The organism is uncultured Stenotrophomonas sp., assembly GCF_913778665.1.
Taxonomy (GTDB): Bacteria; Pseudomonadota; Gammaproteobacteria; order Xanthomonadales; family Xanthomonadaceae; genus Stenotrophomonas.
The window spans coordinates 112,336-134,678 of sequence record NZ_CAJYVQ010000004.1 but is presented as its reverse complement, the minus strand read 5'-3'; the positions used below and the strand labels follow the sequence as shown (position 1 = coordinate 134,678).

Sequence of the window (22,343 nt, the reverse complement as noted above, 5' to 3'; positions counted from 1 at the left end):
CCGTGCTGCAGGCACTCAAGGACGAGCTGGCTCGCTTCGGCGCCGACAACGACGCGCGCGAGACCGAGCGCGGCCGGCGCATGCTCAACATCACGCCGGACACCGGTGCGTTCCTGTCGGTACTGGTGCGTTTCGGGCAGGCGCGCCAGGTGCTGGAAATCGGCACCTCCAACGGCTATTCAACGCTGTGGCTGGCCGAGGCCGCCGCTGCCATCGATGGCCATGTGACCACGCTGGAGTTCGCCGAGGACAAGGCGGCGATGGCGCGTGCCACCTTCGCACGCAGCGGCCTGGAGCAGTGCATCACCCTGGTCCACGGCGATGCAGGGTCGTGGCTGGCGCGGGCCGTCGATGCCAGCGTCGACCTGCTGTTCCTCGATTCGGACCGTGAACAGTACGCCGGTTGGTGGCCGCAGCTGCGCCGCGTGCTGCGCCCGGGTGGCCTGCTGGTGGTGGACAACGCCACTTCGCATGCCGCGCAGATGGAACCGCTGCGTGCGCTGCTGGCCGCCGACGAGAGCTTCAGCACCAGCCTGGTGCCGGTGGGCAACGGCGAACTGCTGGCCGTGCGCAACGCCTGACGGCTTTGCAGGCAGGTGCCACCCTTGGTTGGCACGCTGTTGCCGGTCGCGCGGAGCAGCCGAGCGTGGGCTCGGCTCTACAGAAGGCAGGCCTTTATAATCCCGTGGTGAGCACCGAACCCGATACCCCCCTCGCCGCGGTCGAGACCGACACCGCGCCCCTGCAGCTGCTGTACCTGGACGAACGCCTCGCGGTGGTCAACAAGCCGGCCGGGCTGATGGTCCACGACAGCAAGCTGGCCCGTGGCGAAGACGATTTCCTGGCCGACCGCCTGCGCGAGCAGCTGGGCCGACCTGTCTTCCTCGTGCATCGCCTGGACCGCGCGACCAGCGGCTGCCTGCTGCTGGCCTTCGACCGTGACTCCGCCAGCACGCTGGGCAAGGCGCTGATGGGCGGCGAAGTGCTGAAGGACTACCTGACGGTGTGCCGCGGCTGGCCGGCTGAATGTTCCTGGCGGGTCGACCATGACCTGGATGGCGGCCCCGGCAAGCCGGTGAAGAAGCCGGCGATCACCGACTTCCAGCGCCTGGCCACCGGCGAACTGTCGGTGCCGATCGGCGAATTCAGCAGTTCGCGTTATGCGCTGCTGCGCTGCCAGCCGCAGACCGGACGCTTCCGTCAGATCCGGCGCCACCTCAAGCACCTGTCGCACCACATGATCGGCGATACCAGCCACGGCGATGGCCGCCACAACCGCATCTTCCGCATGCAGGGCGTGCACCGCATGCTGCTGCACGCCGAGCGCCTGCGTTTCCCGCATCCCGATGGCGGCATGGTGGATGTAAGTGCGCCGCTGGACCGCGAGTTCCAGAAGGCGCTGGACCTGTTTGGCTGGAACCAGGGCCTGTAGACGGTGGTGCCGGCCGCGGGCCGGCATCCGCCCGATTCCGGTTGTTCCAGGATTGCCGGCCAGCGGCCGGCGCTACCTCACTTCTTTTCCGGCTCGTTGACGATCGCTTCCAGGTCCTTCTGCAGATCGGCAAACAGCGGCTGCATGCGCGCCTGGATCGCCACCATTACGTTCTGCATCAGCGCCGGGGTCTTGTCCAGCAGGCTCTGGCCGGCCGAGCTCTCGTAGAACTCGGCCATCGCCAGCACGTCTTCCTTGCTGAACGTCTTCTTGTACAGGTCCACGTACATCGGCCTCAGCTGCTGCCACGACAGGGCCTGGCGCAGGGTCTGGCTGGTCCGTGCCTGGATCCGCTTCAGCTGTTCCTGCTGCTGGGCGTTGAGCTGGCGCTGGGCGGCCACCTGCTGGAACTGCTGCTGCTGCATCGCCTCGATCTGCGGCAGCATGGTGTCGATCATGCTCTGCGCGCGCGAGGCCGAGAGCAGGCGGTTGATGTCGCCGTCGGTCGGCGGCGCGGCCAGGGCGGGGACACTGGCCACGGCCAGCGCCAGCAGCAGGGCAGCGCGGCGCAGCAGGGACGGCAGGGCGGGTGCGAAGCGGGTCATGCGAAGCTTCCTGCGGTACATGGGACGGCCAGCATACCCGCAGCCGAGGCGAAGGCGGCGTGTTCGGCACCTGATCGGCGGCATACGGTGCGCGATGCCCACTCCGCCGCGTGGCTGCCGCTACAATGCGCGGATGGGCAGTGGACCGGTCATCATCAGCGCGCAGCTTGAGATCCCCGACGGCGAGATCGTCGAGCGGTTCGTGCGTGCCAGTGGCGCCGGTGGCCAGAACGTCAACAAGGTCTCCACCGCGGTGGAACTGCGGTTCGACGTGGCCAACTCGCCCTCGTTGCCCGACCCGTTGCGCGAGCGCCTGCTGGCGCGGCGTGACCGGCGCATGACCAGCGAAGGCGTGCTGGTCATCGACGCGCAACGTTTCCGGACCCAGGATCGCAATCGCGAGGATGCGCGCGAGCGGCTGGCGGCCTTCATCCAGGCCGGGCTGAGCGTGCCCAAACCACGCAAGGCGACCAAGCCGAGCCTCGGGTCGAAACTGCGTCGTCTGGACGCCAAACGCGGGCGCGCGCAGATCAAGCGCGGGCGCTCATCACGTGACTGGGAGTGATTGCTTGAACAAGCCGATTTCGTTGCTGCCGGCCGTGCCGCCGCAGATGCCGCAGGTCAAACCCAACGCCTTCCTGCGCTGGCTGGCGCGCTGCACCCTGCGCATGGGCGGCTGGAAGGTGACCGGCACCCTGCCTGACATTCCCCGCCTGGTGTTCATCATCGCGCCGCACTCGTCCAACTGGGACGGCCTGTGGGGCATGGCGGCCAAGATCGCGCTGGGCATGAAGGTGAAGGTACTGGGCAAGGCCTCACTGTTCTGGTGGCCGCTGGGCCCGCTGCTGCACAAGCTGGGCGTGATCCCACTGGACCGCAGCTCGCCGCAGGGCACGGTGGGCCAGGCCGTGGACCTGCTGCGCAACAACGAGAAAATGTGGTTCGCCATCACCCCCGAGGGCACCCGCAAGGCGGTGAAGGAGTGGAAGGCCGGCTTCCTGAAGATCGCGCGGATGGCCGACGTGCCGATCCTGACCGCGTATTTCCACTACCCGGAAAAGACCATCGGCATCGGTCCGCTGTTCACGCCCAGCGGCGATGATGCCGCCGACATGGCGGCCATCCGTGAGTTCTACCGGCCCTGGATCGGCAAGACCCGCGGTACGGTCTGAGCCGGCCACAGGCCGCCGCATAGACGCCACGTCCGGCACATGCCGGGCGTGCGCGACAGGAGTAGGGTGGAGGGCTGGTATTCCGTACCGTCTGCCCAAGGAGCGTTTTACATGTCGCGTACCGTAGTCCTGGCCGCCGCCATCAGCCTGGCGCTGGCGGCCTGTTCCGGCAAGGAGTCCACCCCCGTGTCCGATGCCCAGAAAGCCCCGGCCCAGCAGCCAGCCGAAGCCTCCACCAATCCGCTGCTGAGCGCCAGCACGCTGCCGTTCCAGGCGCCGCAGTTCGACAAGATCAAGGACAGCGACTACCTGCCGGCGTTCGAAGAAGGCATGCGCCAGCACCTGGCCGACGTGCGCAAGATCGCCGACAGCAGCGAGCCGGCCACCTTCGACAACACCATCGTGGCGATGGAGCGCAGCGGCGAGACCCTGAACCGCGTGTCGCGCATCTTCTTCGGCCTGGTCCAGGCCGATACCAACGACGCGCGCCAGAAGATCCAGGAGGAAGTGGCGCCGAAGCTGGCTGCGCACCAGGACGAGATCAATCTCGATCCGAAGCTGTTCGCGCGCGTGAAGTCGATCTATGACCAGCGCGACACGCTGGAACTGGATCCGGTGCAGAAGCGCCTGGTCGAGCATTACTACGACGGCCTGGTGCGCGCTGGCGCGCAGCTGTCCGACGCCGACAAGGCCTCGCTGCGCAAGCTCAACGTGGAAGAGACCACCCTCTCCACCCAGTTCCACACCCGCCTGGTGGCAGCCACCGCCGCGGCCGCCGTGGTCGTCGACGACAAGGCCAAGCTGGCCGGCCTGGACGAGGATGCGATCAACAACGCTGCGGCCGCCGCGAAGGACCGCAAGCTGGATGGCAAGTTCCTGCTGCCGCTGCAGAACACCACCCAGCAGCCGGTGCTGGGTTCGCTGAGCGACCGCGACCAGCGCGCTGCCGTGCTGAAGGCTTCGGAAACCCGCGCCGAGCGCGGCGATGCCAACGACACCCGGCAGACCGTGCAGCGCCTGGCCCAGCTGCGTGCGCAGAAGGCCAAGCTGCTGGGTTTCGACACTTTCGCCGACTACCAGCTGGGCGACCAGATGGCCAAGACCCCGGCTGCCGCGTTGAAGCTGCTGACTGATACCGTGCCGGCGGCCACCGCCAAGGCTCGCGCCGAAGCCGGCGAGATCCAGAAGGTGATCGACGCGCAGAAGGGTGGCTTCCAGGTTGCCGCCTCGGACTGGGACTTCTACGCCGAACAGGTGCGCAAGGCCAAGTACGATCTGGACGAATCGCAGGTCAAGCCGTACTTCGAGCTGGACAACGTGCTGCAGAACGGCGTCTTCTACGCCGCTACCCAGCTGTACGGCATCACCTTCAAGCCGCGCACCGACATTCCGACCTACAATCCGGACATGAAGGTGTACGAAGTGTTCGACAAGGACGGCACCTCGCTGGCGCTGTTCTACACCGACTACTTCAAGCGTGACAGCAAGTCCGGCGGCGCCTGGATGGACGTGTTCGTGGAGCAGGACGGCCTGACCGGTGCCAAGCCGGTGGTCTACAACGTCTGCAACTTCACCAAGCCGGCCGCCGGCCAGCCTGCGCTGATCAGCTTCGACGACGTCACCACCATGTTCCATGAGTTCGGCCATGCACTGCACGGCATGTTCTCGAACGTGAAGTACCCGTCGATCGCCGGCACCGCCACCTCGCGCGATTTCGTCGAATTCCCGTCGCAGTTCAACGAGCACTGGGCGCTGGACCCGAAGGTGTTCGCCAACTACGCCAAGCACTACAAGACCGGCGAAGCGATGCCGCAGGAACTGGTCGACAAGATCCTCAAGGCACGCAGCTTCAACCAGGGCTATGCGACCACCGAGTATCTGTCGGCCGCACTGCTGGACCTGGCCTGGCACACGCAGAAGGCCGACGCGCCGCTGCAGGATGTCGGCGCCTTTGAAGCCAGCGCGCTGAAGAAGTTCAAGGTCGATCTGCCGCAGGTGCCGCCGCGTTACCGCACCACTTACTTCGACCACATCTGGGGTGGCGGTTACTCGGCCGGTTACTACGCCTACTTCTGGGCCGAAGTGCTGGATCATGACGCCTACCAGTGGTTCACCGAACACGGCGGCCTGACCGCCGCCAACGGCCAGGAATTCCGCGACAAGATCCTTTCGCGCGGCAACAGCGTGGAGCTGTCGACCCTGTACCGCGATTTCCGCGGCAAGGACCCGTCGGTGGAACCGCTGCTGAAGTTCCGCGGGCTGAAATAAGAAGAGCAGAACGGCGGGGGCAACCCCGCCGTTTTTCGTTATGTAGCGTCGAGCCGTGCTCGGCAGCCTTTCCACGAAGAGCCAGTCGAGCATGGCTCGACTCTGCGAACAGCGCTACGTGCCCACGTGCACCCGGTTCGCCTGCTCGGCCAACCCGAGGTGATCCAGCGCGATATCCAGCGCCAGCACGTAGCTCTGCGCACCATACCCGGCCGCAATGCCCAGGCGCTGGCCGACACCGGCTGGCAGGCACGGCTCGGCCACGGCGCCGTCGTCATGCACTTCCACGTAGGCGTTGTGCAGATAGGGCAGCAGCCGCTGCAGGCGAAGGCTGTTGGCGCACGCACCTGGATCAAGCAACGTCACCTCGCCGCGGCTGTGGTCGGCCACGCGCAGTGCGTCCAGCAGCTCCTGCTCCGACCCACAGGCACGGATCGCCACGCTGGTGCCGGCATCGATCGCACGATGCACCAGCGACTTCAGCACCGGCGCCGGCAGTGGCATGGCGGTACGGATCAACGCGCCGGCGGCTTCCGGGCCACGGATGATGAAGATCGACATGGCTCAGCCCTCCTGTGCCAGGCGGCGGCCGACGATGGCCAGCGACAACGGATAGCCGGCCTGCTGGCTGCGCTGGTCGATGATCACCGCGGCGGGTCCATGCTGCAGCCGCAGGCGTGCATCCAGGCCGGGCTCGCTGGGCGCCTGCAGCTCGATGTACTGCGCCGGCAGCCGTTCCAGCGCCGCCTGCAGCGCACCCCTCTCGGCCTGCCATTGCGCCTCGTCGGCCACGCCGACATCCAGCAGCACCCAGTCGGCCGAACGTGCCTGCGGCTGGCACAGGCACTGGCGCACTTCGGACAGGCTGGCGCAGTCGCTGCACAGCACGCGATGGCCGGCCAGCTGCGCCGGCAGCTGCGGGCGCGGCGCCGATGAGGGCGCGTGGCGGATCACCAGGAGGGTCATACAACACCTTGCGGAATGCGCCCTGCGGCGCGGTGGGCACACGATGCGCGCGGCCCCCGTAAAGGTGCGATGCCCGGATCCGGCCCCGCGCGTAAAACCTGCGTAACCCTGCATCGGTAGCGCCGGGCCACGCCCGGCGAACGCGCTGCGCCCCCGTTTCCATCGGTTACTGGGCATGGCGCGGCGCCATCGGGAACCTCTCCCTCCATGTGTGGTCTGATGCAGCGACCACCCACCAGAACCCGTCATGGACGCCGTCTCCCGCCCTCCCTTTTCCGAACGCGCGCTCACCTGGCTGAAGAAGGAAGCGCTGCCGCTGCTGGTCATGCTCGGCCTGCTCGCCGCCGCCCGCGACACCCTGGCCAACCACTACGTGGTGCCCAGCGGCTCGATGCAGCCGACCCTGCAGCCCGGCGACCGCGTGGTGGTGGACATGCGCGCCTACGGCCTGCGCCTGCCGTTCACCGCCAAGGAACTGATGGCCACCGGCACCCCGCAGCGCGGCGAGGTGGCGGTGTTCGATTCGCCGGCCGATGGCACCCGCCTGATCAAGCGCGTGGCGGCGGTGGCCGGCGACCATGTGCAGATGCGCGAGGGCCACCTGAGCATCAATGGCCAGCCACTGCAGAGCGCCGACCTGCAGGATGTGGAAGCCTTCGGCACGCGCCGTGCCCACCTCGACCTGGACATGGGCGGCGGCCCGGACATCGCCGATCTGGTGGTGCCGGCCGGCAAGCTGCTGGTGCTGGGCGACCACCGTGGCAACAGCTTCGACGGCCGCTTCTTTGGCTTCGTCGATGCCGACAAGGTCTACGGCCGCGCGGTGGCGGTGTATTACCGCCGGGGCGACGGCTTCGAGTGGCAGCGCCTGTAAGCTGAATCGATATGTCAGGCATATCAATCCTGACTTATCCGGTTATGGATCGACTGGATGAACGGGCCTAGTCTGGGCCCCCGTTCCCTCCCACGCCCGGCCGCCCCACCGGCCCACCGATCCCATGACTGGCGAAACCGCGGCGGCCGTCGAACGCCGCCCCCGCACTGTTGACCCCGCCGCAGAGACCCGTATCCAGCAGGGCACGCCGGCGTTCCGTCGTACCGCGCTCGCGCTGTTCCTGGCCGGCTTCTCCACCTTCGGCCTGTTGTACACGGTGCAGCCGCTGCTGCCCGAGTTCAGCCGCCACTTCGGCGTGTCCGCCGCCGGCAGTGCGATGTCGCTGTCGCTGACCACCGGCACCCTGGCCGTGGCGATGCTGTTGGCCGGCCTGGTGTCCGATGCGCTCGGCCGCCGCCCGCTGATGATCGCCGCGCTGCTGGCCTCGGCCACCCTGTCGCTGTGCACCGCGCTGGTGGATGACTGGACCACGCTGCTGGTGCTGCGCACCCTGCTCGGCCTGGCCCTGAGCGGCGTACCGGCGGTGGCGATGACTTACCTGGTCGAAGAAATGGACAGCCGCGCGCTGGGCCTGGCGATGGGCCTGTACATCGGCGGCAATGCCATCGGTGGCATGAGCGGACGCCTGCTGGCCGGCATCATCGCTGACCACTGGGGCTGGCGCTGGGGCATCGGCGTGGTCTCGATCATCGCCATCGCCAGTACCGTGCTGCTATGGTTGCAGCTGCCGCCGTCGCGGCATTTCCAGGCGCGCCGCGATGGCCTGCGCCAGTTGCCGTCGCGCTGGCGCGCGCTGTTCGCCGACCCCGGCCTGCCGTGGCTGTTCGCCACCTCGTTCGTACTGATGGGCGTGTTCGTCACCCTCTACAACTACCTGGGCTACCACCTGCTGGCGCCGCCGTACCACCTCAGCCAGACCGTGGTCGGCCTGATCTTCAGCGTCTATCTGGTCGGTACCTTCAGTTCGGCGTGGATGGGCCAGCAGGCCACGCGCTACGGACGTGGCCGCATTCTGTCGATCTCGTTCGCGCTGATCGGCGCCGGCATCGCGCTGCTGGCGATGCCGTGGCTGAGCACGATGGCGCTGGGTATCGCGCTGGTGACGTTTGGCTTCTTCGGTGGCCACTCGGTCGCCAGCAGCTGGGTCGGAAGCCGCGCCGGCGCGATGCGCGCGGAAGCCTCGGCGCTGTATCTGTTTGCCTACTACCTCGGCTCCAGCGTGCTGGGCGGCGTGGGTGGCCTCGCCTATGCCGCCTGGGACTGGCTTGGCGTCTGTGCGTTCGCCGCCGTGCTGACCCTGATCGGTGGTGGCATCGTTTGGGCGCTGCAGCAGCGTGCGCCGCAGCCGGTTACGGCGTGATCCTGTGGAGTTGCGCTTGCCTTGGTAGAGTCGACTGTCAGTCGACTGTTCTTCGATCAGACCGCAAAAGCCCCGCGCAGCAGCGCGGCGAAGTTGCGGATCAACGGCGTTAGCCGTTCGCGATGCCACGCCAGCTGCACCTCCGAATGCGCGCCAGCATCGGCCAGTGCCACAAAGCGCGCGCCTTCCACGCGGATGTGATCGCACGACGATGGCAGGATCGCCGCGCCCAGGCCGGCGGCGGCCAGGCTGATCAGCGTCGAGGCTTCGCCCGCCTCCTGCACGATGCGCGGGGTGAAGCCGGCTGCGGCGCACAGGGCGATCATGTGGTCGTGGATGCCGGCACCGGCACTGCGACGAAATGCCACGAACGGCTCCTGGGCGAAATCACGCAGCGCCAGCGTGCCCTGCTTCGTCAGCCGGCGAAGGGCAGGGTGGCCGGCATGCACGATCAACGCCAGCGGATCGACGAACAGGCTGTGTGCCACCAGTTCCTGCGGCAATGCGCGCTTGCGGATGATGCCGACGTCCAGTGAACCGTCGAGCAGCGCATCGATCTGCTGCAGGGTGTTCATCTCGCTCAGCTGCAGGCGCACCTGCGGGTACTGCTGCCGGTACTGCAGGATAGACCGCGGAATCTGCGGCGACAGCGGCGTGGCGCGGGTGAGGCCAATGTGCAGCTCACCCTGCTCACCGCGCTGCGCGCGCTGCACCTCGTCCACCGCCGCTTCCACCTGCTGCACGATGGCGCGTGCCCGTTCCTGCAGCAGCTCCCCCGCAGGCGTCAGCTGCACGCGGCGATGGCTGCGCACGAACAGGCGCGCGCCGATCAGTTCTTCCAGCTGGCGGATCTGCTGGCTGAGCGGCGGCTGCGACATGCCCAACCGCTCGGCCGCCTGGCCGAAGTGCAGCGTATCGGCAACGGCAAGGAAGTAACGCAGGTGGCGCAGTTCGATGGACATGCGCCCAGTCTATGCATCGCCAGCCACAAATGGAGCCAGATCATTCGTACGTCATCCACGCATGGCATGGATCTACCGTGTCGGCCAAGGTCGACACCCACCAACAGCAGTCCATGGCGTTCCGACAGACCACGGAGATCTGTCGAAGGCGGGGTGGGTCCGGTGGCGGGGGTGTCCGCGGCATGGATGCCGCGGCCAAGCCCCCAAGGAGGGGTTTACGGCGTCCCCCGCCACCGGACCCATCCCGCCATCACACGGATAGCTCGCTGTTGCTGTTGCTTCGGCTGTTGCTCTGGCCCCTGGAGGTGCAGGGCGCAGCCCTGCCGAACACCCCTCACCGCTCGGAATGCCCGCTCTGGTCGTAATCGCGCGGACTGAACAACTCCGGCTGGATCAGCTCGATGAACGCGCGCGCCTGCGCCGACAGCGCCTTGCCCCGGCGCACGATCACCCCGTAACTGCGCTCGGGGAACCAGCGCCTCATCGACCGCGCCGCCAACCGCTCGCGGTCGGCCTCGTTCAGGCACAGCGCCGGCACGATGGAAATGCCCATGCCCATCGCCACGTACTGCTTGATCACCTCCCAGCCGCCCACTTCCAGTGCCACGGTGTAGGCGATGCGGTGGCGCTGGAATACCTGGTCAACCAGCCGGTAAGTGATCTGCCGCTTCGGCGGCAGCACCAGCGGGTAGCGGGCGATGTCGGCGAGCTCCAGCTCGCCACCACTGGCCAGCGGATGATCGTGTGGCGCGATCAGCACCTGCTCGAAGCGGTAGGCCGGCGCATAGGTCAGGTCGGCCGGCACGTCGGTCATCGACCCGATCGCCAGGTCGGCGGCATCCTCGCGCAGCAGATCGGTGCCGTCGGCACTGATTGCGTTGTGCAGGGTCAGGCGCACGTCCGGGTGATGCATCCGGAAGCGTTCGACGATCTTCGGCAGCAGGTACAGGATGGTGGAACTGTTGGCGGCGATGTTCAGTTCGCCCGCGTCCAGGCCGCGCACCTTGTCGCGGAAGCGCGCCTCCAGCCCGTCAAGGTTCTCCACCAGTGGCTGCGCCATTTCATACAGCAGCTGGCCCTCGCGGCTGGGCACCAGGCGCCGCCCGCTGCGCTCGAACAAGGGTACCCCCAGCTCACGTTCCAGCGCCTGCAGCTGCAGGCTGATGGCCGGCTGGCTGACGAACAGTGCCTCAGCAGCCCGTGAGACCGAGCCCAGGCGCACGGTTTGGCAGAACGCGCGCAGTGGTTTCAACCGGTCGGATTTGTAGGAAAAACGAGGACTTGGCGAGGGGCGCGTGGTCATGGCGTCACAAGTATTAGCACAATTTATGTAAAGCATTGCAAAAACTGTTTTGCCAAATACTCGGCCCGGGCGGCACCGTGGAGGCGTTCCCCCACCGCTGGAGTCGCCCCATGTCCGCCGTCGCTTCCGCTGTTCCCGCCCCTGCCAGCAAGGCTACCCCCGGAATCGCCCTGGCGACCCGCGTGGCCGGCCAGGACGCCGTGCTGCCGGCGCCGCTGCTGGCCCTGCTGGTGTCGCTGCACCGTGCGGTGGAACCGGGCCGGCAGGCACGGCTGCAGGCCCGCTGTGAACGCCAGGCGTTCTTCGACCAGGGCGGCCTGCCGGACTTCCGTGAAGACACCACCGCGATCCGTAGCGGCGACTGGCGCGTTGCGCCGCTGCCGGCCGCGCTGCAGGACCGCCGCGTCGAGATCACCGGCCCGACAGACCCGAAGATGGTCATCAACGCGCTGAACTCCGGCGCCAAGGTGTTCATGGCCGACTTCGAGGATTCGACCTCGCCGACCTGGCGCAACCTGCTGGCCGGGCAGCAGTCGCTGGCGGCGGCGGTGCGTGGTGATCTGGAATTCACCGCCGCCAATGGCAAGCACTACACGCTGCGCCCGTACGACGAACAGGCCGTGCTGATCGTGCGCCCGCGCGGCTGGCATCTGGACGAGAAGCACGTGCGCATCGATGGCCAGTTCATCGCCGGCGGCCTGTTCGACGCGGCCGTTTTCGCCTTCCACAACGCGCGCACGCTGCAGGCCAGGGACCGTGGCCCGTACTTCTACCTGCCCAAGCTGCAGAGCATGGAAGAGGCTGCGCTGTGGGAAACCGCGCTGTCGCACATCGAAGGCATGCTCGGCCTGCCGCACGGCCAGATCAAGGTGACCGTGCTGATCGAAACGCTGCCGGCGGTGTTCGAGATGGACGAGATCCTGCACGCGCTGCGTGACCGCATCGTCGGCCTGAACTGCGGGCGCTGGGATTACATCTTCTCGTACCTGAAGACCTTCCGCCGCCATGCCGACCGCGTGCTGCCCGAGCGTGGCCAGGTGACCATGACCCAGCCGTTCCTGAAGGCCTATTCGGAGCTGCTGATCCAGACCTGCCATCGCCGCGGTGCGCATGCGATGGGCGGCATGGCTGCGCAGATCCCGATCAACAACGATGCGGCCGCCAACGAGCAGGCGATGGCCCGCGTGCGCGCCGACAAGCTGCGCGAAGTGACCGCGGGCCATGACGGCACCTGGGTCGCGCACCCGGCGCTGATTCCGGTGGCGATGGCGATCTTCGACGAGCACATGCCCACCGCGAACCAGCACAACGTGCTGCGCCAGGACGTGCGCGTCGGCCGCGATGAACTCATCGCACGGCCGCCGGGCACCATCACCCGCGCCGGCTTCGACAGTAACGTGGAAGTCTGCGTGCGCTATCTGGCCGCGTGGCTGGATGGCAACGGCTGCGTGCCGATCCATCACCTGATGGAGGACGCGGCCACCGCCGAGATCAGCCGCAGCCAGCTGTGGCAGTGGCTGCACACGCAGGGCCAGCAGCTGGACGATGGCACCGCGATCGACCTGGCCCTGCTCGACGCCACGCTGGCGCAGCTGCCTGCACGACTGGGCGATACCGCCGCGTTGCCCGGTGGCGCCCGCATCGGCGAGGCGGTCGCCCTGCTGGCCGAACTGAGCCGCAGCAACGAACTGACCGACTTCCTGACCCTGCCGGCCTACGCACGCATCGACTGACCGCGCGCTCGCGTTACGCCGTCGCTTCCTTCCCCGCTGCACGCACGAACCGAACTGGAGAAAGACATGAGCAAGCTGCCCACTGCCGAACAGATCCAGCACGACTGGGATACCAACCCGCGTTGGGAAGGCATCCAGCGCAACTACAGCGCCGCCGACGTGGTGCGCCTGCGCGGCACCGTCCACATCGAGCATTCGCTGGCCCGCCTGGGTGCGGAGAAGCTCTGGGCGTCGCTGCACGAGCGCGAGTTCGTCAATGCGCTGGGTGCGCTGACCGGCAACCAGGCCATGCAGCAGGTCAAGGCCGGGTTGAAGGCGATCTACCTGTCCGGCTGGCAGGTGGCCGCCGATGCCAACCTGGCTGGGCAGATGTACCCGGACCAGTCGCTGTACCCGGCCGATTCGGTGCCGGCGGTGGTCAAGCGCATCAACAACACCCTGCTGCGCGCCGACCAGCTGCACCACGCCGAAGGCAAGGATGACATCGACTTCCTGCAGCCGATCGTGGCCGACGCCGAAGCCGGTTTCGGCGGCGTGCTCAACGCCTTCGAGCTGATGAAGGCAATGATCGAGGCCGGTGCCGCCGGCGTGCACTTCGAGGACCAGCTGGCCTCGGTGAAGAAGTGCGGCCACATGGGCGGCAAGGTACTGGTGCCGACCCGCGAGGCGATCGAGAAGCTCAACGCCGCGCGCCTGGCCGCCGACGTGCTGGGCGTGCCGACCCTGCTGGTGGCGCGTACCGATGCCGAGGCGGCCGACCTGCTGACCAGCGACATCGACGGCAACGACAAGCCGTTCGCCACCGGCGAGCGCACCGTTGAAGGCTTCTACAAGACCCGCAACGGCCTGGAACAGGCGATCAGCCGCGGCCTGGCCTACGCGCCCTACGCCGACCTGGTGTGGTGCGAGACCGGCAAGCCGGACCTGGAATTCGCCCGCAGGTTCGCCGAAGCGATCCATGCGAAGTTCCCCGGCAAGCTGCTGGCCTACAACTGCTCGCCCAGCTTCAACTGGAAGAAGAACCTGGACGACGCCACCATCGCCAAGTTCCAGCGCGAACTGGGCCGCTATGGCTACAAGTTCCAGTTCATCACCCTGGCCGGTTTCCACGCGCTGAACTACGGCATGTTCAACCTGGCCCACGGTTATGCGCGCCGCCAGATGAGTGCGTTCGTGGAACTGCAGGAAGCTGAATTCGAAGCGGCCGAGCGCGGCTTCACTGCGGTCAAGCACCAGCGCGAAGTCGGCACCGGCTACTTCGATGCGGTCACCCAGGCGATCCAGCAGGGTCAGTCGTCGACCACCGCATTGACCGGCTCGACCGAAGAAGAGCAGTTCCACGGCGGGCGCAGCGAACGCGCCGCCTGAGCGGGTAGTGCCGGCCGCAGGCCGGCTCAACCGGGTCTGCGAGCAATCAGGGTGGCCACGGAAGGGCCAGGCAACGCCGGCAGGTCGGGGGACCTGCCGGCGTTGTTATATCGATGGAAGTGGTGTGAATGCGGGCCGCGTCAATCAGGCGCACCCGATCGCCGGGCACTTTGGCCGAAATCCTGTGAAGGCGGCCATCGAATTGATCCGGAACGACTTTTTGCACGCCCTTGGCGAGCAGAACGGCCACTGCACTGCTTCACGGCGGGAACGCGGGCCGGAAAGCTCAAAATGAGATAGGGCGCACATTTTAAAGCGGTGCTATGCTCCGCGGCTCACCAGGGGACGCTGGCGGCGGGTGCAGGGAATGACCGGCAGGGGTGCGGCCGAGAACAGTGATGTGACGTCAGGTATCGCCCGGGTGGCGATGGCCGAGATCGTGCATGCGCTGCTGTCCGATGCCGAGGTCGCATTGTTCGCCAGATTTGCTCGTGCGTGCAAGCTTCATGCCGGACAGTGGCTGTTCCAGCGTGGACGCCGTGGCGAGCGCATGTATGTGATCCTCGAGGGCCAGATCGAACTGGACTTCGGCGAGGACCTGGTGATCAAGACCCTCGGTCAACACGAGTTCTTCGGTGAGCTGGGGCTGCTGGTCGGCGACCACCCGCGCAGCGCCAGTGCCCGCGCCCTGGTCGACTGTGAAGTGCTGGAACTGGGCCCCTCCGACTTCCACCGCCTGGTCGAATCCGACCCGGGGCTGGTCGCCTACTTCCTGCGCCGCACGATCATGCGCGTGCTGACCAACGAGCAGGCCCTGATCAGCCAGCTGCGACGGCGCAACCACGATCTGGAAACCGCGCTGGACAATCTGTACATCACCACCCACCAGCTGACCCACACCCGTGAGCTGGTGCGCACCGATGAACTGACCGGCCTGCACAACCGCCGTGGCCTCACCCTGTACCTGCAGGAGTGCCGCATCGACGGCAATGGCCCGCCGCAGGCGCTGCTGCTGATCGACTGCGACCGCTTCAAGCAGATCAATGACCGCCACGGCCACCAGGCCGGTGATCGCGTCCTGCAGAGCATGGGCAACATCCTGCGTTCGATGGCTGGCGAGCACGATCTGGCCTGCCGGCTCGGTGGCGACGAGTTCTGCCTGATCCTTCGCCGTGGAAATCATGAGATCGTGCAGCACGCGGCCGAGTTCATTCTCAGCGCGGTGCACGGTCTGCTGGAACGCAGCCACGGTACGCCGCACGTGAGCCTGGTCAGCATCGGTGCCAGCCTGCTGGCGCCGGAATCGGGCTGGACCGAGTGGTACGCCAGCGCCGACCGCGCGCTCTACCAGGCCAAGCACGACGGCGGCAACTGCCTGCGTTGGGTGGACGCAGCGCAATCACCTTGATCGGGAGGACAGAGGCGATGAATGGCGACAACGGAACGTCGACGCCGCACAACCAGCAACTGCGCGCCCTGCTGTTCACCGATCTGTGTGACTCGTTGCTGCTGGTCGAACGCATCGGCGATGTCGCCGCCGCCGAACTGTTCCAGGAGCACGACCGCCTGGTGCTGGCGCTGCAGCAGCGCTGGCACGGCCAGCTGATCGACCGCTCCGATGGCTTGTTCATGCTGTTCGAGCGCCCGATCGATGCGCTCGGCTTCGCGCTGGATTACCAGCGTGGCCTGCAACCGCTGGGGCAGGACCGCGACATCCGCCTGCAGGCGCGGGCAGGGCTGCATGTGGGCGAAGTCATCCTGTGGAACAACAGCACCGAATCGATCGCGCTTGGAGCCAAGGCAGTGGAGGTGGAGGGCCTGGCCAAGCCGATGGCCGCGCGCCTGATGCAGTTGGCACCCCCTGGACAACTGCTGATGTCGGCGGCTGCCGAATCGGTGGTACGCCGCGCAGCAACGGAGCTGGGGGAACTGGGCGGTCGCCTGCAGTGGAGGTCATTCGGTCGCTGGCGCTTTCGCGGTGTGGCGCAATCGATGGAAGTGCTGGGCGTGGCGGTGGCAGGCACGGGCATGCTTTCGCGGCCGCGTGCCAGCGACAAGGCGCGCCCCGACGTCCCGGTCTGGCGGCGCCCGCTGGCGATGGCCGCGCAGGCGGCCCTGATTGTCTCTGTCGGGCTGGGTCTTTGGCTGCTGGCGCGGCCGCAGCCGGCGATTGCCTTCGCCGAACGCGACTGGGTGGTGATGGCCGATGCGCGCAACCTGACCGACAACCCGGTCCTGGACGACGCCTTGAACCAGGCGTTGCGCATCGGGCTTGAGCAGTCGCGCTACGTAAATGTGATCAGCGACATGAAGGCGCGCGACACCATGGCGCGCATGTTGATGCCACCCAACACCGAGATCGATCGTGGGGCCGCTGTCCAGATCGCGATGCGCGATGGCGCCCGCGCAGTACTCGATCCCTCGATCCGTGAGGTGCACGGCCAGTTGCGGATTGCCGTCGATGTTGTCAATCCTGCCACGGGCGAGACCGTCTACTCGGTCTATTCCGATGGCAAGGGCCTGCCTTCCGCGCTGACCTCCAGTGACCAGGTCGTGGTGCAGTTGCGAGCGCGGCTGGGCGAAGCGATGGCGCAGATCGGCAAAACATCGGCACCGTTGCCACAGGTGGCAACCGCCAACCTCGATGCGCTGCATGCCTATGCGCGCGGACAGCTTGCCTACGGCCGTGGACAGACCGAGTCATCGTTGAAATTTTTCCAGATCGCAACGCGCATCGATCCCGACTTCGCCATGGCCTATATCGGGCAGATGCGCTCGATGTTCAGCCAGGGCCGGCTGGAGGACGCGCGCGGCTTGCTGACCAAGGTCAGGACGCTGCGCCACCGGCTGAGCACGCGTGAGGGCCTGTATCTGGATGCATGGCAGGTGGAGCTGGAGTCCGGTTCAGAATCCGCCGCTGGCGAGGCCTGGAAGGTATTGGCCGATCTGTATCCAGATCATCACGGGGCCAGCGTCAACTACGGCCTGGCCGAGTTCGTGCTGGGCCACTATGAAAAGGCGGAGCAGGCCGTTGCCCATGCAAATGTCGAGCAGAACCCGCTGCGCAGCGTGACGCTGGAGCTGCTCGGGCGCATCCAGCTGGCACGGGGAAAGGTTGATGAGGCGGTGGCAACGCTGCGCCGTGCCATGCAGCTCGCCGAAGGTCGCCCGAACCGGCAGCTGGTTGCGGCGCTGGCCGTGTCCGGGCGAAATGCAGAAGCCAATGCAGTGCTGGCGCGGTTGCCGGAGAACGGGCCGGGACGATGGCTGGAAGGGACTTCACTGGCCATCGATGAGGGGCGGTTCGAGCGGGCGTTGGCAGCCTCGATCGGGGCCGCAGGCCGGTGCAATGACGGTCCCTTCGTCTGTGATCTGCTGGGCACGGTCAATTTGGCTGTTCACGCCGCGTCGGCCCGCTGCGTAGCGCCACGTGACATCGCAACGCAGGCCAGCGCGATGCTGCGGAATGCGGCGCAACCCGACAACGGTGAGCGTGGACAGTACCTGTATTTTGCTGCGGCCAACCTGTATGCGGCACAGCGATTGGGCCTGCAGTCCTCGATCACCCGGCAGCTGGCCGAGCTTGATGCATTGGCGGACGATACGGTCGATCCACGTGCGCGCCAACTGGCGGCGGTGGTCAAGGCCAATGCGTTGCACCTGTCCGGCGACAGCGCGCAGGCAATCACGATGCTGCAGGCAATGGTTGACGGTAGTGAGCTGTTCCAGGTCCACAGCGTGCTGGCAGCAGCCTATGCTGCACAGGGCGCGACACAGGAGCATCAGTCGCAGTTGGACTGGATGCATCGGCACCGCGGGCGCGCTTATACCGAGTTTGCAGGATCGTCCGCGTTGCAGGCACTGAATGTGGGTGACAGCCAGCGTGGGCCATCACGCCCGGGATGCGCCGCCTCACCGGACGCATCCTGAGCGATCAACCAAGGTCAGGGAGCCTGCGAACCGTCGATGAAGCAATGCGGATGGCTGAACACCGAGCGCTCGGTCAGCTGCTGCACCAGATTGTCGCGTGCCGCGGCCAGATCTTCGCTGGAGGCCAGGTCGGCCGACAGCATGCATCCTTCTGCGGCTGCAGCGGCCTCGGCACTGATCTGCCGAAGGGCGGTGGCCGGATGCTGCTTGAACGTCGCGCGGAAAGCCTCGTCCGAGGTCAAACGGTCCAACAGCGTGGTGGCATCGGCAAGGGACAACGGAGACTTCTGGTTCGTCATGAGCGTGGGATCCAAGGAGACAGGGAGGGTCGAACGAGTGGCGCGTGCCTGTGGCCGTACTCATAGCGGCGCGGATCGATGGGTCTTGAACACAGTACCGGGTCATACTTCCCCAGCTCCACCGGCTGCACACGGCCTGATCCCCATTCGCCACAGGAACTCCGATGACCTTTTCGCGGTACCGCCGATGCCACGCGCTGGCTGTTGTTCCCGATGAACAACCCTCGTTCTCCCTGGACAGCCTGCTGACGGGTGGAACCGGTGTGGAGTTCGTGCAGCAGTTGCAGGTGCGTGCTGCCCATCTCGATCAGCCTGTGACGCTCGATGTGGACGCTTGCGCGTTGTTGCTGCAGACCAGTGCCGAGCGCTGGCAGGTCTTCCCGGATGACCTGCAGCACCGCGCCCGGGTGGCATCGCTGCTGGAGGCGGGGCTGCTGATCGCGGAGGAGGGCGCGCCCGAGGCAGCGCGGCAGGCCGACCAGCGTGTTCGAGACGGCCACTGGTGGGCGTTGTCAGCCATCCATCATCGACACTCCCGCTGGGCGGGCGTAGACAGTGCTGGTGACATGGAGAAGCACCGGATGGTGACCGCGCAGGACCTGGTGCAGCAGCTCGGCAAGCCACCCGCCGAAGCGCCGGAGCGACAGCCCGGCGCGATCGCATTGCCGGTCGCGGCACCCGATGCCGTGGCGCAGCTGCTGGCTGCACGTACCACCTGTCGCAACTACGCCGAGGACAAGCCGCTTCCGCTGGAGATGCTGGCCGGCATGATGCAGCACGTACTGATGGCGCAGGCACAGGTGGAAACCGAACCCGGCGTGCGCTTCCTGAAGAAGAACGTGCCGTCCGCGGGGAGTCTGCATCCGCTGGAAGCCTACGTGATTGCACGCAATGTCGATGGCCTGCAGCCGGGGGTGTACCACTACCACGCGGTGGCTCACGAGCTGGCGTGGCAGCAGGCACAGCCTGCCCGGCTGGACGATTTTTGCCTGCGCCTGTTGTCGGGCCAGCACTGGTTCGCTTCGGCCCATGCCATGGTGGTGCTGGTCTGCCGTTTCGGTCGCAACTTCTGGAAGTACCGCAACCACGCCAAGGCCTATCGTGCCGTGAGCCTGGATGTCGGCCATGTGTCGCAGGCACTTTATACAGCGGCCACGGCCAATGGCCTGGGTGGCTTCGTCACTGCGGCGATCAATGAGACGGAGATCGAGTCGCTGCTGGGGTTCGACCCGATGGTCGATGGCGCGATGGCGGTGTGCGGATTCGGCTGGCGTTCGCAGAACATGACGACCGCAGAACTGGATCCGGCGGGGCATGTCTGGAAGCGCGAGGCCAGCGATTGAACGGGCCCGGCAGGGCGCTGGAGCATCCAGCGCCCCCTGTCGGGTGTGTTACTGGATGATGCGGTGGACGTGACCGGCTTCGAAGGTGAAGACCACGGTCATCGATGCGCGGTGACTGGAGAGGTAGTTCGCCAGGGCATCGCGGGCCTGGCTCAGCTCTTCCTTGCTGGCCAGCTTGCCGGTGCTCAGGCAGGGCGGCACCTGCGCCATCGAGTCGAATGCCAGGCCGATCTGCCGGCAGGCCTGCATCGGATTCCTGCTGAACTGTGCACGGAACACGTCATCGCTGCACAGGCGGTCGAGCAGGGCAATGGCGGTTTGCGGCTCAAAGCGGGGTGACTCGGTGGTGGTGTGTTGGCTGGAGAACGGGGCACGAGTGGACGGCAACATCGGATTTACCTCTGGAGTGGATCGAGGGGCGTTTGCCGTGCCATCGCAGCGCCGGCATCGGCCGTGAACTCCGCGCGGAGGGCGTCGTCACAAGAAAGCAGGTCGAGCAGTCGACCGGCATTGACGGCACTCATCGGGGACGTTGTGGACATCGGAAACATTCCTTGTCGTTCAATGTCCGCCGATTAAAGCACGGGTGACGGGCGCGAGCGCGCGGCAGCGCAGCGTCAGGCAACACCGGCGGCAGGCGCGGAGAGTCGCAACGCCATCGGGCCCGGCTGAGGGATCTGAAGCTCGAAGACCGCGCGGTCTGAACCGCGCGGCCCGTGCCACATCACGCCGCTTCGAAGTCCACCAGCACCGCACCGTCACCGACCTGGTCGCCAGCCTTGGCGCGGTAGCCCTTCACCGTGCCGTCGGCGGGCGCCTGCAGGGTGTGCTCCATCTTCATCGCTTCCAGCACCACCAGCGGCGTGCCGCGCTTGACCTCGGTGCCGGCCGCGACCAGCGTGGCCACGATCTTTCCCGGCATCGGTGCCAGCAGGCTGCCGGCGTCGGCCGCGGCGTGATCCGATTCACCCACCGGGTCGTGCAGGGTGAAGCGGTGCTGGCCATCGGCGCCGAACAGGTACAGCTGATCACCGTCGCGCAGGAGCTGCAGTGTCCAGCGGCGTCCGTCCAGCTGCACGTTCAGCCCGTGCGCATCGGCGTTGCCGATCGCCCGCACCGGCGCGGCGTCATCGCGCTGCACGCGCCAGCCGTCGGCCTGTGCCCATACCTTCAGGGCATGCCGGCGCTCGCCCTGCTGCAGCGGCAGCACGCGGGGTGCGGCCGCGCCCAGGCGCCAGCCATCCTGTACCTGCCACGGCGAATGCGGGTCGCGCGCATCAATGCTGGCACCGGAGGTGCTGGCGACGGCGGCCACTGCGGCCAGCATCCACAGCGCATCGTCGGTATCGCCGATGCGGCTCAACGCGTCCTGCTCGCGTTCGATCAGCGCAGTATCCAGCCTGGCGTGGGCGAACGAATCGGTGTTCACCAGCCGGCGCAGGAAGCCGGCATTGGTGGTCACGCCCACCACCTGGCAGTCGGCCAGGGCCTGGCTCATGCGGCGCAGTGCAGCGTCGCGGTCCACGTCCCAGACGATCAGCTTGGCGATCATCGGGTCGTAGTACGGAGTGATGCTGTCGCCTTCCTCCACACCGGTATCCACGCGGACGTTGGCCGACGGCGTCGGCAGGCGCAGGCGGCGCAGGGTGCCGGTGGACGGCAGGAAGCCACGGTCGGCATCCTCGGCGTACAGGCGCGCTTCGATCGCGTGGCCGTGGATGGCCAGCTGCTCCTGGCGCAGCGGCAGCGGCTGGCCCGAGGCCACGCGCAGCTGCCACTCCACCAGGTCGGTGCCGGTGATGTACTCGGTCACCGGGTGCTCGACCTGCAGGCGGGTGTTCATTTCCATGAAGTAGAAATCGCCGTCCGGGCCGGCAATGAACTCCACCGTGCCCGCGCCCACATAGCCCACCGCGCGCGCGGCATCGACCGCCGCCTGGCCCATCGCCGCGCGGCGCTCGGCACTCATGCCCGGCGCCGGGGCTTCTTCCAGTACCTTCTGATGGCGACGCTGCACCGAGCAGTCGCGCTCGAACAGGTACACCGCCTCACCGTGGCTGTCGCCGAACACCTGGATCTCGATGTGGCGCGGCCGCTCGACGTATTTCTCGACCAGCACGTGGTCGTTGCCGAACGCCGAGGCCGCCTCACGCTGGCAGCTGGCCAGTGCATCGACGAAGTCCTCGCTGCGCTCGACCTTGCGCATGCCCTTGCCACCGCCACCGGCGCTGGCCTTGATCAGCACCGGGTAACCGATAGCGTCGGCCTGCGCGCGCAGGAAGTCGGGTGCCTGCTGTTCGCCGTGGTAGCCGGGGGTGAGTGGCACGCCGGCCTTGGCCATCAATGCCTTGGCCGCGCTCTTGTCGCCCATCGCGCGGATCGCGCTGGCCGGTGGGCCGATGAAGGTGATGCCCGCCGCGGTGCAGACGTCGGCGAAGCCGGCGTTCTCGGACAGGAAGCCGTAGCCGGGGTGGATCGCCTGCGCGCCGGTCGCGCGTGCGGCGTCGAGCAGCGCATCGCCGCGCAGGTAGCTGTCACGCGCGGCGGCCGGGCCGATGTGGATGGCTTCATCGGCCAGGCGCACGTGGCGCGCGTTGCGGTCGGCATCGGAATACACCGCCACAGTGGCGATGCCCAGGCGGCGGCAGGTGGCGATGACGCGGCAGGCGATCTCGCCGCGGTTGGCGATCAGGACTTTGGTGAACAT

At 67.1% G+C, this 22,343-nt stretch carries 20 protein-coding genes; 12 read left to right on the top strand and 8 right to left on the bottom strand.

What is annotated here, in order from left to right; all coding sequences use genetic code 11:
- The first annotated feature begins 2 nt into the window (after positions 1–2).
- Together QZ853_RS05430 and QZ853_RS05425 are read left to right on the top strand one after the other, a co-directional pair.
- Complete coding sequence (locus QZ853_RS05430; RefSeq protein WP_295571475.1) at positions 3–581, top strand: O-methyltransferase; 579 nt, start codon at positions 3–5, stop codon at positions 579–581.
- Between the two features lie 107 nt (positions 582–688).
- Positions 689–1,432, top strand: coding sequence for a pseudouridine synthase (locus QZ853_RS05425; protein ID WP_295571261.1), 744 nt, complete (start codon positions 689–691; stop codon positions 1,430–1,432).
- Between the two features lie 77 nt (positions 1,433–1,509).
- Here QZ853_RS05425 and QZ853_RS05420 read toward each other — a convergent pair whose 3' ends face one another.
- Positions 1,510–2,037, bottom strand: coding sequence for a DUF2059 domain-containing protein (locus QZ853_RS05420; RefSeq protein WP_295571260.1), 528 nt, complete (start codon positions 2,035–2,037; stop codon positions 1,510–1,512).
- A 133-nt stretch (positions 2,038–2,170) separates the two neighbouring features.
- Between QZ853_RS05420 and arfB the strand changes: the two genes are divergently transcribed.
- The 3 genes from arfB (at position 2,171) to dcp (ending at position 5,477) form a co-directional block, all read left to right on the top strand.
- On the top strand, positions 2,171–2,602 hold the full coding sequence (gene arfB, locus QZ853_RS05415; RefSeq protein WP_286071976.1) for an alternative ribosome rescue aminoacyl-tRNA hydrolase ArfB: 432 nt from the start codon (positions 2,171–2,173) through the stop codon (positions 2,600–2,602).
- Between the two features lie 4 nt (positions 2,603–2,606).
- A complete protein-coding gene (locus QZ853_RS05410) occupies positions 2,607–3,209 on the top strand; it encodes a lysophospholipid acyltransferase family protein (RefSeq protein WP_295571259.1) in 603 nt (200 codons plus the stop codon).
- Positions 3,210–3,320: 111 nt separating this feature from the next.
- Positions 3,321–5,477, top strand: coding sequence for a peptidyl-dipeptidase Dcp (gene dcp / locus QZ853_RS05405; protein ID WP_295571258.1), 2,157 nt, complete (start codon positions 3,321–3,323; stop codon positions 5,475–5,477).
- 114 nt (positions 5,478–5,591) lie between these two features.
- Here the strand turns inward: dcp and QZ853_RS05400 are convergent, their stop codons facing one another.
- Both QZ853_RS05400 and QZ853_RS05395 read right to left on the bottom strand, forming a co-directional pair.
- Positions 5,592–6,038, bottom strand: a complete 447-nt coding sequence (locus QZ853_RS05400; RefSeq protein ID WP_004153636.1) for a 3-dehydroquinate dehydratase — start codon at positions 6,036–6,038, stop codon at positions 5,592–5,594.
- 3 nt (positions 6,039–6,041) lie between these two features.
- A complete protein-coding gene (locus QZ853_RS05395; protein ID WP_295571257.1) occupies positions 6,042–6,443 on the bottom strand; it encodes a hypothetical protein in 402 nt (133 codons plus the stop codon).
- Between the two features lie 247 nt (positions 6,444–6,690).
- Between QZ853_RS05395 and lepB the strand changes: the two genes are divergently transcribed.
- Positions 6,691–7,317, top strand: coding sequence for a signal peptidase I (gene lepB, locus QZ853_RS05390; RefSeq protein WP_295571256.1), 627 nt, complete (start codon positions 6,691–6,693; stop codon positions 7,315–7,317).
- 124 nt (positions 7,318–7,441) lie between these two features.
- Positions 7,442–8,698: an MFS transporter gene (locus QZ853_RS05385; RefSeq protein ID WP_295571255.1), complete on the top strand. Its 1,257-nt coding sequence runs from the start codon at positions 7,442–7,444 to the stop codon at positions 8,696–8,698.
- A 56-nt stretch (positions 8,699–8,754) separates the two neighbouring features.
- Here QZ853_RS05385 and QZ853_RS05380 read toward each other — a convergent pair whose 3' ends face one another.
- Together QZ853_RS05380 and QZ853_RS05375 are read right to left on the bottom strand one after the other, a co-directional pair.
- Entirely contained in the window at positions 8,755–9,660 is a 906-nt protein-coding gene (locus QZ853_RS05380; RefSeq protein WP_295571254.1) for a LysR family transcriptional regulator, read from the bottom strand.
- Positions 9,661–9,994: 334 nt separating this feature from the next.
- Positions 9,995–10,963 (bottom strand): LysR family transcriptional regulator, encoded by a 969-nt coding sequence (locus QZ853_RS05375; RefSeq protein ID WP_295571253.1) that lies wholly within the window; start codon positions 10,961–10,963, stop codon positions 9,995–9,997.
- Positions 10,964–11,073: 110 nt separating this feature from the next.
- On the opposite strand from QZ853_RS05375, the gene aceB reads away from it, so the two are divergent.
- From aceB to QZ853_RS05355, 4 genes are all read left to right on the top strand, one after another.
- Positions 11,074–12,696, top strand: a complete 1,623-nt coding sequence (gene aceB / locus QZ853_RS05370) for a malate synthase A (protein WP_295571252.1) — start codon at positions 11,074–11,076, stop codon at positions 12,694–12,696.
- Between the two features lie 66 nt (positions 12,697–12,762).
- On the top strand, positions 12,763–14,064 hold the full coding sequence (gene aceA, locus QZ853_RS05365) for an isocitrate lyase (RefSeq protein ID WP_295571251.1): 1,302 nt from the start codon (positions 12,763–12,765) through the stop codon (positions 14,062–14,064).
- 367 nt (positions 14,065–14,431) lie between these two features.
- On the top strand, positions 14,432–15,472 hold the full coding sequence (locus QZ853_RS05360; protein WP_295571250.1) for a GGDEF domain-containing protein: 1,041 nt from the start codon (positions 14,432–14,434) through the stop codon (positions 15,470–15,472).
- Between the two features lie 17 nt (positions 15,473–15,489).
- Positions 15,490–17,994: a putative peptide modification system cyclase gene (locus tag QZ853_RS05355; RefSeq protein ID WP_295571249.1), complete on the top strand. Its 2,505-nt coding sequence runs from the start codon at positions 15,490–15,492 to the stop codon at positions 17,992–17,994.
- A gap of 14 nt (positions 17,995–18,008) precedes the next feature.
- Here QZ853_RS05355 and QZ853_RS05350 read toward each other — a convergent pair whose 3' ends face one another.
- Positions 18,009–18,293 carry an NHLP-related RiPP peptide gene (locus tag QZ853_RS05350; RefSeq protein ID WP_295571248.1) on the bottom strand — a complete coding sequence of 95 codons (285 nt, stop codon included), beginning with the start codon at positions 18,291–18,293 and terminating at the stop codon, positions 18,009–18,011.
- A 164-nt stretch (positions 18,294–18,457) separates the two neighbouring features.
- Between QZ853_RS05350 and QZ853_RS05345 the strand changes: the two genes are divergently transcribed.
- The gene (locus QZ853_RS05345; protein WP_295571247.1) at positions 18,458–19,636 is read left to right on the top strand and encodes a putative peptide maturation dehydrogenase; all 1,179 of its coding nucleotides are present in this window, start codon (positions 18,458–18,460) and stop codon (positions 19,634–19,636) included.
- Positions 19,637–19,684: 48 nt separating this feature from the next.
- On the opposite strand, the gene QZ853_RS05340 is transcribed toward QZ853_RS05345, so the two are convergent.
- Both QZ853_RS05340 and QZ853_RS05335 read right to left on the bottom strand, forming a co-directional pair.
- A complete protein-coding gene (locus QZ853_RS05340; RefSeq protein ID WP_295571246.1) occupies positions 19,685–20,026 on the bottom strand; it encodes an NHLP-related RiPP peptide in 342 nt (113 codons plus the stop codon).
- A gap of 334 nt (positions 20,027–20,360) precedes the next feature.
- Positions 20,361–22,343, bottom strand: a complete 1,983-nt coding sequence (locus QZ853_RS05335; RefSeq protein ID WP_295571245.1) for an acetyl/propionyl/methylcrotonyl-CoA carboxylase subunit alpha — start codon at positions 22,341–22,343, stop codon at positions 20,361–20,363.